The following is a 14,334-nucleotide window of genomic DNA, read 5'->3' as shown; positions in this document are numbered from 1 at the left end:
CACGTAATTGTGCGATCTTAATCCGTCATGCTGAGTTGTGCGGGTTGTCTGCTTTCCTGGTATTCGGGTAACCTATTGACTACATTTACGATCATTGCACGTTCTTCTTCTGTCCAGGAAGCGGTGTTGTACAGATATTCAAGCAATTGTTTTTTATTACGGCGATCGGCTCTTTTACTGTTGCCTATATTTTCATCCGGCCAGTAACGTTTAAGCTGGAACGGATATCCAGGCAATCCATCTATCACTTGCACTGGTACCTGTTCATAGAAAGCATTCCAGTCCAGTTCGAATCCTGAGTCGTACAAGTCCCCTAATATTTCCAGTAGTGACCTGTAGTGTTCTACTGTATGGAATCTATGTTTGCTGCCAGCTGCAGGCTGGATCGTTGTTGCCCCGAATTCCAGGCATATTTTATCACTGCCTACGGTATGTAATAGCGCTACGGCGGCATCCAGGCTGATCTTGCCGGTAGCATGGGCAAGCCAATATTCCCTGGTCGCCAATTCTTTCTTGACCTCTTTGCCTTCTGTACCTGATATGAAAGGGATGACCGGTGTACGTAATACTACATAATCGAGTACGTTGGCAAACATTTCTGCCGCGATCTCCGGTGTAGTTGTTTTTCCTTCTTCACGGGCGATGAGCAGCCTTAATGCATCTTCAGCATTCATGACGCCTGCTGCTGTTGCGGCCAGGTATTCCCCTCTGCCATAGCCCAGTACCCTGTCGGGCAGTACTGTCCATTCTTTCAGCAATACTGTCAGAGCGTACTGGAATACGAAATGTGCGGCGGGTATTGTCCATTCAGGTCCGGCAGTAATGTTGTCCAATAATTTAAGTATATCGGTTCCTTTATTCTTCCTGATAAAACCGGCATGTTCATCCACTGATGCGGCGAAGGTAGCGAATCGTTCATACAATGATTTATAGAGAGCCGGTATTTCTTTGTCTGCGTTGTCATTGAAGATAAATGCCGTTGCATATTGTTCGCGGCCATTAGCTGGTTCGTCGAGTGCATCGGTTCCTTGGTCCAGGAACTGTTGCAGTTGTTGTTTAAGGTCTTCTATTGTCTGTACAATAAAGTGTTTGCGGTAACGCATAAGTGGGTTGATGCGCTGTACTGCTTTACAGAAGATATTTAAGGGCAGGTCCTGATCAGGGAACGCGAGGTGTTTGTCTGCATATTCTATCAGTGCATCTGCTGAGCGGGCTGACAGGGAAAAGAAATGATAGCCATCGATCGGCGTGATCTTTCCGGGTGTATATGTATCCTGTTTTGTTTCCGGAGCTGATTCCAGGATGACATGGGCGTTGGTACCACTGAATCCGAAGGCGCTTACGGCAGCTCTTGCGGGCCTGTTGACCTCCGGCCATTTTTGTTGTTGCTGCGGCACTTGTATATTATATCTGCTCCAGGGGATGCGGTGATTAGGATTTTTAAGGTGCAGGTGCGCCGGGATGATCCGGTTTTTGACAGACATGGCGGTTTTTACTACGCCGGTGATGCCGGCGGCGGCTTCGAGGTGGCCGATGTTGGTTTTTACAGAGCCTACCCATAACGGGCGCTGACGTGCGGCAGCGCCATATACGGCCTGTACGGCGGATAGTTCTATTGGGTCTCCCAGGGAGGTACCGGTACCATGCGCTTCCAGGTAATCTACCTCTCCCGGTTCCAGTCCTGCGCTGGCCAGGGCTTTACGCATCAGTTTCTCCTGTGCTTTGCTGCTGGGTACTGTGAAACCGCTACCACCGCCATCCTGGTTGACCGCACTGCCCCTGATCACGGCATGGATACGATCGTTATCCCTTATGGCTTCTGACAATCGTTTAATGACGATCACTGCGCAGCCCTCTCCTCTCACATATCCGTTGGCATCTGCATCAAAGGTTTTACAACGGCCATCGGGGGAGAGCATGCGAGCATGAGAAATGGCCATCGTACTTTCCGGTATGAGTTGCAGGTTTACGCCCCCCACTACGGCCTGTTTACATTCTCCACGGCGGATGGCATTGCATGCCAGGTGTAAAGCGACAAGGGAAGAGGAACATGCTGTATCCATGGCTACGCAAGGGCCCTGAAAACCGAACACATAGGAGAGGCGGCCGGATAAAGCATTAAACACATTGCCTGTGCTGAAATAGGGGATGGTTCTTTTATCCAGCTCTTCCAAAGGTGTCTGGGTGATCCGTACCAGGTATTCTGAGGTACAGACGCCAACGAATACGCCGGTATCTGGTTCTGCCCCCGGCAGGTAGCCGGCATTTTCGAATGCTCTCCAGCAAGACTCCAGTAACAAGCGCTGTTGTGGATCCTGGGACCATGCTTCCTGTGGGGAGATACCAAAGAATGCAGCGTCAAACTGATCGATATCTTTCACGAAAGAGCCCCAACGGCTGTATATTTTGCCTATTACGTCCGGGTTGGGATCATAGTATTCTTCGAGGTCCCATCGTTCGGGAGGTATCTCTGTTACGATGTCTTCCCCGTTGAGCAGCATCTGCCAGAAAGCATTGATATCCCTGCCTTCGCCGGGGAAGCGACCAGCCATACCGACAATCGCCAGGGGTTCCTGTTGACGATAGTCTCTGTCACGATATGCCCTCAATTGATCGTAAGATTGCTTCATCAGTGACAAAGCATCTTGTAATGCGTTCTCAGTTTGCATACTCTTCCAATGTTTTGATATGAGTAAATAATTTTTCCAGCAGTGCATCTACGGGCAGGCTGCCATCCGGTTGTCCGTAGTTATCGAATGCTGTTGTATTATTTGTACTACCGTTTGCGGCTACGGATGGTTGTTGCTGTGTTTCACAGATCATTTCCAGCAGATAGCTACATAGCTGTTCTATGGTGCGGTATTCAAAGATATCTGTCACCTGTACGGCTATCTGCAGTTGTGTTTCTATCCTTTCTTTGAGTTGTATCACTGACATGGAGTCCATGCCCATTTCGAAGAGTCCCTGGCGGGAATCCGGTAATTGTCCGTTCTGGTAGGCAAGTATCTCTCCTACCTGTTCTTTCAGGAATTGCAATAGTACCTGTTCACCCTGGATGACCGGCATCGCCTGTATGTCTGCTCTTAGCTGGCTGAATCCTGTCTGTACTGTTCCTTGTTGTCTGCCACCAGGTGTATTCTGTGTTACCAGGGATTCAAACAGGTGTCCATGTCCCAGCATAGCAAGTAATGGAGCGAATACCGCCCAGTTAGCGTCTACGACCACGGGTTGTACATTTCCATGCCGGAGGAACAGTTCGAGTATATCCATTGTTTGTTCGGGAGGGAAGGCGTTGATACCTCTTTTACCCAGCATTTCGATATCTTCTACGCCAGCCATGCCTCCACCGGACCAGGGGCCCCAGTGTACACTCAGTGCACGCTGCCCTTTCCTGTTCCAGAAATGTAGTATGGCATCGAGGAACTGGTTTGCTGTAGAGTAATGGGTTTGTCCATGAGAGCCCCATGCAGCGGAAATGGAGGAGAAACCGATCACAAAATCCAACGGTGTATCCTGCAGTCTTTCGTACAGCCACCAGGTACCATATACTTTGGAGGCGATCACGGCAGTGAGTGCTTCCCGGCTGATATGGGTAGCCTCTGCGAAGCCAGCGCTACCAGCTCCATGTACGATCCCTGCCAACCGTTTTCCATCGGATTGCTTTTTGATCTCTTCCAGGAGAAAATCAACTGCTGCCGCTTCGCTGATATCTGCTTTGATCCAGCTTACTGCGCTGGTATCTGTAGTGCCCGGATCGAAGAATGGGTTATTATCTCCACTCCAGCCGCTGCGGCTTGTGACGAATATTTTCTGTACGCCTTTGGACAACAGCCATTTTACGGCTTTGATACCCAGGTATCCAGTGCCACCGGTTACCAGGTAAGCACCCTCGGGATCGATCTGGATATCTTCCGGTAGTTCGGCACCTTTGAACGGTGTTAACCTGGGTACCCACCATGTATTATCCCTATAAGCCTGTAAAGGCTCTGCTGCAGCGGATAGCCAGGCACTGATTACAGCTTTCCAGGTCTCGGGTTCCAGCGAAGAGGGTATATCCAGTACCCCACTCATCATAGCCGGCATTTCCAGGGAAAGACTTTTACTGAAGCCTATGATACCTGACTGTTGCCATCCTTCCAATGTGTCTGTTGCGGTAACGGCGACCGCATCCCTAGTGATGATAAACAGTGATGTCTGGCGGCTATAGGTTGTGCGGGCAAACTGTTGCGCCAGTTTGAGCAAAACGGCGGTGGCGGTTACGGCTAAAGCCGGCGCAGATATACCCTTTTGTTTTGCGGCATAGCCGGATAAGGTGGCTGCGTAAACAATATGCAGCGGATGTTCAGCAGCGGCGAGTTCTGCGGATAGCCACTGCCAATCGTCTTCTTTATCAGGGTTTAGGATATAACCATCAACGGTCGCTTCGCGTTTCGCGGCAAACTGTACAAACCATACGGTTTGTTCTCCCAATATTTCCTGCCAATGTTCTTTTTCTTCCGGCTCATCGATCAATATCAGCCACTCTCCGTCATTCAGCTGGCGTTTGCTGGCGGGTAACGCCTGTTGCAGCCAGCTGTAGTCGTAGGCTGTTTTCTCGGGATCTTTCCGTTCTGGTTGTATGGGTACTTCTGTTATGACAGCCGTTGGTTTTTCAACACCCGGCAGCATGTCTACCCAGTAACGCTGACGATTGAACGGCATCAGTGGCAGTACGATCTTGTTATAGTTACAGTCCTGATAAAGTTGTTGCCAGGGGATACGCTGACCGGAGATATAAATAGCCGCCAGCTCCTGTAAGGCAGTTTCCCAGCCGACATTGGCCATCTCACCCGCCCAGCCGGCAAATGGTATTTGTTCTGTTATTAACCTGTTTATACGCTCACTAACCGGTTGTTGCTGCAGCGTCTCGGTATGTGTGTTTATATCTGATTCACTACTGATGGCTGTCAGGGCTGCCAGCAGTGTTTCTTTATCTTTTACTATCCAGGCGATGCGCTGGTTAAAATGTTGGCGACCTCCATTGGCGGTCCATGCGATATCATCTATGGCCACTTCGGGGTTGTGTTTTATAAATTCCCGCAGGTCACTGATCTTTTGCAATAAGGCGGGGAATTCTTTTGCACTGAGTGTAATGATATGAAAGGGGAAGGCGATCTTTTCCGCGGGGGTGATGGCTGCCGGTGCTTCCAGTAACATATGTACATTGGTACCACTTAATCCGAAGGAGCTGACGCCAGCGATCGGTGTAATACCCAGTGATATCGGCACATTTTCCACCGGTACGCGCAGAGCGGAGCTGTTCCAGTCAAACTGCGGGTTAGGAGCTGAAAAATGGAGGTTGGCAGGGATCAGGCCATGTTGCAGTGACAAGGTTGTTTTTATCAGGCCGGCGATACCTGCTGCTGCTTCCAGGTGTCCGATGTTTGATTTCACGGCTCCTACCCATAACGGGGTGTCGGTACTGCGTGTTGCCGCATATATGGTATCCAGGGCATCCAGTTCTATGGGGTCTCCCAGTACGGTACCTGTACCATGGGCTTCTATATAGGCCAGCTGATCGGGATGTATACCTGCTACTGACAGTGCTTCCTGTAATAGCTGTTGCTGGGCCAGCCCGTTGGGTACGGTGATGCCGCTGCTGTTACCATCGTGGTTGACTACGGAACCTTTGATAACGGACAGGATACGGTCGCCATCGCGTTGTGCGTCGCGAAGGCGTTTTAATACGATCATACCTACCCCTTCCGCCCTGACAAATCCATCTGCATCGGCACTGAAGGAACGGCAATATCCGGAAGGCGACAATGCGCGGGTACGGGAGAGGTAGATGCCCATTACCGGTGATAACATGAGCTGTACGCCACCTGCCAGTGCAATTTCACATTCCCGGTTACGCAGACTTTGACAAGCGATATGTACAGCCAATAAAGCGGAAGAGCAAGCGGTATCTACAGCGAAAGAAGGGCCATGTAAACCCAGGAGATAGGATATACGGCCGGGGGTAAAGCAATGGCCGTTGCCCAGCCCGTAATAGGCGTTGACGTTATGATCTCCCAGTTGCCGGGTTGTCAGGAAGGCATAATCATTTTGTCCTATCCCAACGAATACACCTGTTCTGGTCTTTGCCAGGGAATCGGGTGGTATGCCGGCATTTTCGAGTGCGTGCCAGGAGGCTTCCAGCGTGATGCGTTGCTGCGGGTCCATCATCATGGCCTCGATAGGGGATATATTGAAGAAGCCTGCATCAAACTGGTCTACGTTGTCGATGAAGCCCCCTTTGGTGCTATATATTTTTCCAGGTGCGTTGACATCCGGGTCATACACGGCTGATTTGTTCCAGCGGCTCAATGGGGTTTCGCTGATAGCATCTCTACGATGTTGCAACAGCTCCCAGAAAGCCTCCGGTGTATCTGCGCCACCCGGGAAGCGGTTATTCATACCTATAATAGCCACTGGTTCGTTGGATGCGGCCCTGAGGTCGGACACTTCTGTTTCGAGGAGGTCTATCGCCTTTAAAGCATGTCTGATCAATGCGGTGTTCACCTGCCGGATATTGTTACTCATAATGCATATTTTTTATTACTGAGGACCTTTTCGAGTAAGGCGGTTACTTCAGCTTCGTTCATGGTATCGATCGCTACGCTGCGCTCCCTATATCCATTGCCGTGGTGCTGATATTTCGTGTCAGTCTGTGTGGGGGTTGTGCTGAGTATCTTATTCAGCAGGAATGTTGCCAGCGTTCCAACGGTGTTATGGTTATATACAGCAACGGCAGAGAAGTTAAGGTCAAGTACCTGTTCCAGCCGTTGTTGTAATTCTACGTTCATGATCGAGTCCATTCCCAGTGCTACAAAGGGGGTGTCCGGATCAAGCTGTTTTTTGATCCCGGTGCCGCTTAATACCCGGCTGGCGGTTTGTGCGACCAGCTGTTGCATTTGCTGTTGTTGTTCTGCCGGGGGGAAGGTAAGTATCTGCTCTTTAAAAGCTATTGCTGCCGATCGGTCATTGGTTTGTTTGCGGACGGCGGTATTGTCCGACAATGCTGACAGCAGGGGTAATTGCTGCCAGGCAGAAGATATCACATCGGTATTCCAGGCAGCGACGACCGTATTTACTGCGCCGGCGTCCAGCACTTGCTCCAGTTTATCTATGGCTGCTATTGGCGGTAGTTTATGTATCAGTGCCACACCACCTGTCAGGTGCGAAGTGGCCTGTTCTGCCATTCCTGCGCCCTCCCAGGGGCCCCATGCGATGCTGCAACCCGGCATACCATTCGCGTGACGCCAGGTCATCCAGGCATCCAGGAATGCATTTGCCGAGGCATATCCCAATTGTGAGGGAGCACCCAAGGTGGCTGCTACGGATGAAAAACCAATAAAAGCGGCATCCGCATATGCTGTACTGAGTTGATGCAGTTGTAAGGTGCCTGCTATCTTGGGCGCCCACACTGTATGGATGTCCTCCCAATCCAGCTGATGCAGGTGTTTATCCTTTAATACGCCTGCCAGGTGAAAGATCGCTTCCAGCTTACCACCCTGCTCCTCTATCTTCTTTTTTAACAATGGAGTAGATGCGGCGGTAGCGATGTCTGTAAAGCACCATTGCAATTGGCTATCTGTGGGTGCCGCCAGTTTATGGATCACACGTTCTTTTACTTCAGCAGGGGGATTCCTGGCTACCAGTAAGACATTGCGCCCCCCTTTTGCCCATATCCAGGGCAATAAGGCGGTTGCCAATGCACTGCTGCCACCGGTAATGATGATCAGTCCATCACCGGATAGCCGGAAAGGAGCAGCAGGTGCCAGCTTCTTTTCACGCAGGCGGCATACATACCGTTTTGCCTGTCGATAAGTAATATCCGGTTCATCAAATGCGGCAGCCGGTAATTCCCGCCCAAGCAGCTGTTCCCAGTGGCTCAGATCCGTATCTGAGGTATATAAGGTCTTTAGCTTCAGTTCGGGTATTTCCAGACGGGCACATCTGATCATGGCACTATACACGGCAGCATAGGCAGCGGACAGGCCGGTTTCCTGAGCGGTAGCACATATTAGCGTCAACCTTAGTTCGTGTCCCTGCACGGCCAGGTTGGCTAATTGTTGCAGCAGGATCAGCAAGCGATGTCCCTGTTCCTCCAGCCGGTTTACATCAAATGTTTCTCCCGGAGGTGTATACACCGGGAAAATGACAGACATTTCTTCAGGTGTCCGCAGGATACCCTGTAAGACCGCCTGGTAACTGCCAGGGTCGGTATAATGATATACCTGGTGTTCGGGGGATAGATCAGGCAATGCATTTCCAAGGTTAGAAGGCAAGAGGATGATCAGCCGTGACTGTTGTACCTGTTTACTGTCCAGCAGTGTTTTTAGCAGCTGTGCATCTGATACGACCAGCAGCAGCGTACCTGTGATCGCAGATACTGACGAAGTAGCAGCATGCTCTACCCAATGCTGTTCGTAGGTCTTAGCTGTATTTCCAGCATCAGGGTGTAATATTTGTTTGAGTTTATGTACCAGCCGGGGTAATATTTGTTGTTCCTGTTCTGAGAAGGCGTCCGCAGCTGTTGTTGCAGCCGTAAGTTGTTGCCAGATATCGTCTGACGGTACTGTTAGCTGTTGTTTGTTTTCCGCCGGCAGCCAGTGGCGTTCACGTAGGAAAGGATAGGATGATAACTTCACTCTGTTGAAGGTACCCGTTGGATAGATGCCTGCCGGGTTGATATCAAACCCTTGCATATACAGTGTTGCGAGGCTTTGCAGGATATCGGTGTTGTTATCTGACTTGTTGATGATGCTCGGTAGTAAGAGGATATCGTTGCTGACACCCAATGTTTGTCTGGCTAGGTTGTTGAGTACGGGATGAGGCCCCACCTCCAGGAAGATATTGTATCCCTCCTGTTTCAACACTTGTATGCTACCGGAGAATCTTACCGGTGCCAGTATATGTGCGGCCCAGTATTCGGGAGTTGTCACCTCCTGTCCAGCCCAGGTGCCGCTGACATTTGACAGCAAGGGTATCTGTGGCAAGTGGAAGCGGATATCCTGTATTTTCTCCCGGAAGGTATCGATGATCGGTTGCATCAGGGGAGAGTGGAAAGCATGAGATACTTTGAGCGGATTGCTATTGATCTTCCGGCTTTGCAGCAGCGGCAGCAGTTGTTGCAGCTGTGTAGCGGCGCCGGCTATTACTACCTGGTTAGGAGCGTTGATACTGGCGATGGAGATATGTGCTTCATATCCTTTCAACAGGGGGGCGATCTGTTCTGCGCTTGCCATCAGGGCCCACATTTCTCCACCGGCGGGCAGTGACTGCATAAGGGCGGCACGTGTTGCGATCAGCTTCAGGCCATCCTGCAAGCTGAAGACGCCTGCGATACAAGCGGCAGCTATTTCGCCAACGCTATGTCCCATTACAGCCTGTGGTTTGATCCCCCAGGACTCCCAGAGCCTTGCCATACTTACTTCCAGTGAGAACAGCAATGGCTGGGTGATGGCTGTCTGGTGGATCTGTTGGTCATCGCGTTTTACGTATAGCAGGTCTGTCAAAGAAGTACCTGTCAGTGACTGTAAGATGTTGCTGCATTCATCCAGTGATTCGCGGAATACGCGTTGCCGTTCGTATAAGGCTTGTGCCATGCCTGCATACTGCGCGCCCTGCCCGGTAAACAGCATTGCTAAACGCGGTGATTGTAACCTGGCGGGAAGGATTGCAGGGTCCCGTACGTAGTCATCCATGCGATGTAATAAAGTATCCTGATCGGGGATGATCCAGGCCGCCCTATGCTTCAGGGATGCCCGGCTATGCAGGCTGGAAGCTGCCAGGCTACGCAAGGAGGTAGCGGTATTGGCTACGAGTTCTTTTGTGCGTATACAAGCGCCCGATAATGCCATCTCTGTAGCAGCACTCAACACAAAGATATCCGGTGTTGTCGCGGGCACTTGTTCCTCTCTTTTCACTGGCGCTTCTTCGATGATGATATGTGCATTGGTGCCACCAAATCCGAAGGCACTGATACCTGCTGTCAATGGGAAAGGATGGTCTTGCAAGGATATACCCTGTGCAGGGATGGCCAGTGATGGCTGCTGCCGTTTTATCTGTGGGTTAAGGTTTTTAAAATGTAACTGAGGTACCAGTTGCCGGTGTTGGAGACATAGTAATGTCTTAATAAAACCAGCTATGCCGGCAGCCGCTTCCAGGTGACCGATATTTGCTTTGACTGCACTCAGGTAACAAGGTCTTTCTGTTCGTTGGTGTTGTAATACGTTGGCCAGGCTGTTCACTTCTATGGGATCTCCCAGGGAGGTGCCGGTGCCATGTGCCTCTACAAAGTCAAGCTGTGCCGGTGATTTTCCTGCGGCCCTTAGCGCGGCCTGTATCACGGCTTCCTGGGCAGGGCCATTAGGAGCGGTAAGACCATTGGTATGACCATCCTGGTTGATGGCATATCCTTTGATGACGCCGTAGATGTTATCGCCGTCCCGGATGGCGTCCGGCAGGCGTTTTAACAGTACGGCGGCATAACCTTCTCCTCTTACATAGCCGTTGGCGGAAGTGTCAAATGTTTTGCAGATGCCGTCGGGAGATAACATGCCTGCGCGGGCAAATATGAGGGAGAGGTCGGGGGCTGCCATAATATTGGCGCCGGTGGCGATGGCCAATCCGCACTCCTGCTGTTGCAGGCTCTTGCACGCCTGTATGATTGCGACCAGCGAAGAAGAGCAGGCTGTGTCAACAGAGAGGCTGGGGCCTTTGAAGTCAAAGAAATAGGACAAGCGATTGGATGCAATACTGGCAGCATTGCCAGTACCATTATAAGCATCCAGGGAGGCGGTATTTTGTTGTAACCTTAAGTAATCTATGGCGCTGATACCGGTGAACACCCCTACTTGCCTGCCTGCCCAGGCGGACGGAGAGATGCCGGCATCTTCAAAGGCGGTCCAGGTGATCTCTAGCAGTGCTCTTTGCTGCGGGTCCATTTTTTCGGCTTCGCGGTCGCTGATGCCGAAGAAGGCCGCATCAAATTCATCTACCTGGTCCAGGAATCCACCCTGTGTGATATAGGGGTACTTCTTGTACAATTGCGGATCCAGTGAAGACCATCGGCCAGCGGGTACGGTGCGTATTGCCGATCTGCCTTCCTGTAATAGTTGCCAGAAGGCCGATACATCTTCGGCTCCCGGAAAACGGCAGCCTATGCCGATAACAGCTACCGGTATATGCATATCTGCCGGTACAGGTGCTACTGGCGCTGTTGCAGTTGTAGGTTTATTATTATTACTTACCATACTCTGATATATCCAGGTGGAAAGGGATGGGATATCCGGATAGTCGTATAGCAGTGCCGGTGATATCTCCATACCTGCCCAATGTGCCAGTGCATCGGAGATCTCTGCTACTGCCAGTGAGTCCAATGCGAATTTGTCGAAGGCATCGTGAGCGTCTACCTGTTCAAGTGGGATGCGTGCATGTGTGGCGATGACAGTACGTAGTTGCAGCTGCACTTGTTCCAGGCGAATAGCCGGCCTTGCTGCTGTGCCTTCTTCCCGGCGCGTTGTAGCTGCTCCTGTTTCACTCCAGGAAGCGATTACTTTCAGCGCTTCCGGTTGTTCATTCAGATAAGCCTGCTTGCACGCATTACGCTGTATCTTGCCACTGGATGTTTTGAGCATGGCACCCGGGCGGATCAACCAAATCGCATGTACGGGCAATTCGAACTGTTTTACCACTGCTGTTCTTATCGCAGCCATGACGGCTTCGGTATCTGTATCCCTATAATGCGAACGTTTAAGTTCCTGTATCAGCACCAGTTTTTCTTCTGTTGTTGTTGTAATAGAGCATGCGCATCCGGCGCCGGGTTGTAAGGCTTCGTGCGCCTTTTCCATCTCTCTCTCCACATCCTGCGGATATATGTTCTGCCCGCGTATCACCATCAGCTCTTTGAGGCGGCCGGTGATACAAAGCTCTCCATCCAATAAGAAACCCAGGTCTCCTGTACGCAGATAATGCGTGGTAGGACCATCTTTTATCATGCCAGCAAAGGCCTGCTGTTGTTCATGATTCCAATATCCCTCTGCTACGGTGGGATCATTCACCCACACTTCTCCTATCATACCATGCGGTAATTCTTTGTGGGTAATGGGATCGACGATACGCAAGCTTCTTACTTCAGGTCTGCCACAGCTGACCAATTGTAGTACAGGTACACCTTCTACCACATCGCTGACGAGTTGCAGTTTATGTTGTGCCAACAGGGAAGGGTCTACGCGATATACTCTCGGGTTTTCATCCCTGCGGCCACCACTGATCAGCAAGGTTGCTTCTGCCATCCCATAACAAGGATAGAAAGCTTTCTTCCGGAAGCCATGCGGAGCAAATGCCTGTGAGAAACTTTCCAGGGTAGCAGCGTTGACCATTTCGGCGCCATTAAAGGCTACTTCCCAGTGCCGGAGATCCAATGAGGCGCGTTGCTCAGGGGGGATACGCTGCAGGCAGAGTTCGTAGGCGAAGTTAGGTCCACCGCTGATATCGGCCTGGTAATCGCTGACGGCCTTCAGCCAACGCAGGGGACGTTGCAGAAAATCGGCTGGTGACATCAGGTGAAGTGTTCCACCAGCATACAATGGATGCAGCAGGTTACCGATCAATCCCATGTCGTGGTAGAGGGGTAGCCATCCTACTACGGTAGGGTTATTCCGTTGTCCAAATGCTTTGAACAACAATTCCTGGTTGCGCAGGATATTACGATGTGATATCATCACCCCTTTGGGTTGTCCTGTAGAACCGGAGGTATATTGCAGGAACGCGATGTGTGATGCATCTACTTTCGCAGGCGACCATATGGTAGGTTGTTCTTTTTCCAACTGGTCGGTGACGATCCACTCCAGGCTGTTGACCAGTTGTGGATCCAGTCGTTCTTTCACGTCTTTCCATACGGATGCTGACGTTAATACAGCGGCGGCGCCGGCATCACGGATGATCTGTAATAGTCTTTCTACGGATTGATTTTTCCTGGGCGGGTATACGGGCACTGCTATAGCGCCGGCATACAGGCAGGCCCAGAATGCGGTGATATAATTGATACCTGACGGGTAACAGAGTAATACCCGCTGTCCTTTAAGGCGGTATCCGGATAGCAATGCACCCATTGTACTGACGTCCGTAGCCAGCCCCTGGTAGCAGCGTGTTTCTGCGGGACCATTGTCTCCATTCAGATAATTATACAATAGCGTCGTTGTATACTTTTCGACGCGCTCGAATAGTAGATCTATCAGGGTATTCACAAGGTTAGTTTTTCAAGAATTAACGGTTTTCTGCATTACACATGGTTCCTACAAAACTGTCATCGTCCACGTCCGGTATTATATGGTGCGCTTTTCATTCCTATTATTTTCTGATAATATATATGGTTCTAAAAAGTATTGTTATATCGCGTTACTTCATGACATAGCTATTCCGTCATGTAACTATAGTCAACATGCGACAGTTAATGTAATGCCAATTACTTCCCCTGCCCCGTGAGCAGAAAAGCCGATATACCACATGGATATGCGGACCTTTACGGCCAAGCCCAACGGTATGGTTACCGTTCAAAAAATACTCTAAACTAAGGCGAGGTAATAGTAGCAGTATCACTACTACACTGGGAGAGCTGGATGCGCTTCAATAAGTTGCGTTGTCAGATCATTTCAACTTGCCATTCCACAAACGTTCTAACCAAATACAAGCATTGAGGGTTGCTCTTTGGAACTTCTTCTACACATGACTGAAATCAATGGGTTCAAAGGATAGACTACATCTTTTAACTGATGAGCCACAGGATGTTCCATCGTGTTAAAACTACAGCTTATTTAGCAATTTTCAAAATTTCAAGCTACCACAAAAGTGTCAATTTATCATCTAATGCGCCGCAAAACCCTTACTACAGCTATTTTCAACAATCATCTCCTTACATGGTCATTAAACATATATTAACCATCTGTTAATATACCATCGCTCATTATATAGTAGTCAGTTGTATGACCGCCATATCCTATTCCATTATCATATTAATATAGTGATGATATAAGGAATACTCTTACGCCCCATTCCATAAAGGCATTCACCCTAAAAGCCACCTTTTATTTTATTAGTCCACAAATATTGTGAACTAATAAAATAATCATTACTTTTGCGCTGTTGTTGTGCGAATTCCATTGTAACCGATCATTACAGTCAAAAATCACAACCGCTGCATTTTTAGCACCACCACATAAAATGCAGGGGCACAGTGTAATTGTTCATAACATCGCTAACTAAAACAAAAGGTATGCAAAGCTCAACCATTCATTTTTTCCAGCG

Annotated in this window: 3 protein-coding genes; all 3 read right to left on the bottom strand. The window is 49.9% G+C overall.

Translation table 11 applies throughout. The features are described from left to right. Window positions 1-17 precede the first annotated feature (17 nt). The 3 genes from KTO58_RS03555 to KTO58_RS03545 are packed head-to-tail and all read right to left on the bottom strand — an operon-like array spanning window position 18 to window position 13,277. Window positions 18-2,669 (bottom strand): type I polyketide synthase, encoded by a 2,652-nt coding sequence (locus KTO58_RS03555; RefSeq protein ID WP_198315031.1) that lies wholly within the window; start codon window positions 2,667-2,669, stop codon window positions 18-20. After that, window positions 2,659-6,564 (bottom strand): beta-ketoacyl synthase N-terminal-like domain-containing protein, encoded by a 3,906-nt coding sequence (locus KTO58_RS03550; protein WP_095840710.1) that lies wholly within the window; start codon window positions 6,562-6,564, stop codon window positions 2,659-2,661. Before KTO58_RS03550 ends, KTO58_RS03555 begins: the two co-directional genes overlap by 11 nt. Continuing rightward, the gene (locus KTO58_RS03545) at window positions 6,561-13,277 is read right to left on the bottom strand and encodes a type I polyketide synthase (protein WP_095840711.1); all 6,717 of its coding nucleotides are present in this window, start codon (window positions 13,275-13,277) and stop codon (window positions 6,561-6,563) included. Before KTO58_RS03545 ends, KTO58_RS03550 begins: the two co-directional genes overlap by 4 nt. Between the last annotated feature and the right edge of the window lie 1,057 nt (window positions 13,278-14,334).

This window comes from Chitinophaga pendula (assembly GCF_020386615.1).
GTDB classification, from domain to species: Bacteria; Bacteroidota; Bacteroidia; order Chitinophagales; family Chitinophagaceae; genus Chitinophaga; species Chitinophaga pendula.
This window is presented reverse-complemented; position numbering and strand designations above follow the sequence as displayed.

Bases quoted from the DNA above. Each gene is read 5' to 3' on its own strand.
- KTO58_RS03555 (WP_198315031.1), bottom strand. From the start codon at position 2,669: ATGCAAACTGAGAACGCATTACAAGATGCTTTGTCACTGATGAAGCAA.
- KTO58_RS03550 (WP_095840710.1), bottom strand. From the start codon at position 6,564: ATGAGTAACAATATCCGGCAGGTGAACACCGCATTGATCAGACATGCT.